The sequence below is a fragment of the Streptomyces sp. SID4985 genome, assembly GCF_009863025.1.
Classification (GTDB): domain Bacteria; phylum Actinomycetota; class Actinomycetes; order Streptomycetales; family Streptomycetaceae; genus Streptomyces.
On sequence record NZ_WWIR01000537.1, the window covers coordinates 1 to 844 of the forward strand.

Here is an 844-nt window from a genome sequence, read left to right on the forward strand (position 1 = left end):
GCCGCCAGGTCGGCCCGCGTCCACCGCGCCAGCGCCACCGGATCGACGGCGCCCGTGTCCGCGAGGCGCCGCACGCCCAGCCGCTCCTCCACGGTCGACAGCAGCCGCTCGCGCGCCGCCGGGCTCAGCGTGTCGAAGCCGCCGCGCAGGGCCGGGAGGCGCGTGAGGAACTCCTCGTCGGACAGGTCCGACACCCGGCCCAGCAGCGGTTCGAGGGCGGGGGCCGCTGACTCCAGCAGGGGTCCGGCGGCCGTGAGCAGTCCGGTCAGCCGGTCCGTGAGCGCCGTACGGCTCACCGTGTCGGTCGCGCCGTCCACCCAGGACGCCACCCGGTCGCCCAGGGCCTGCGGCTCCTCGTGTCCCAGCAGTACCCGTACGGCACCGGCCGCCCCGCGCATCAGCGCCGAGCCCTCGCGGGCCAGCCGGGCGAGCGCGTCGGTGAGCCGGATGCCGCCGAACACGTCTGCACGGTGGGCGAGTTCGAGCAGGGCGCGGGCGTCGGCCGGTTCCTCGGAACCGGTGAGACCGTCGACCTGGCGCACGGCGGCCGAGGTCAACAGCTCGGCGACCGCCGCCAGGCGCGCCCTCATGTCCTCGTCCGGCACGCCCGACCCGGCGACGTGACCGGCCCGGAGGCGGTCCAACAGGGCCAACCCCGCCAGGAGTTCGGGCAGTGTGCCGGAGTCCGGCAGCGCGGACGCGACGTCCTCCACGCGCTCCTCGGTGAGCGCCGGGAGCCCGCACCGCGCCGCCTCCTCCAGGCCCCGCAGCGACTGGGCCGCCGTCGGGCCGCCCTCGTCCCGCTCCGCGCGCAGCCGCGCGCGGAGCAGTCCCTCGGCGGCCT

At 77.7% G+C, this 844-nt stretch carries 1 protein-coding gene; it reads right to left on the bottom strand.

Annotation, left to right across the window (positions count from 1 at the left end; all coding sequences use genetic code 11):
- A partial coding sequence (locus GTW40_RS23295; protein WP_237525646.1) for a DUF5682 family protein occupies positions 1-844 on the bottom strand: 844 nt, incomplete at both ends.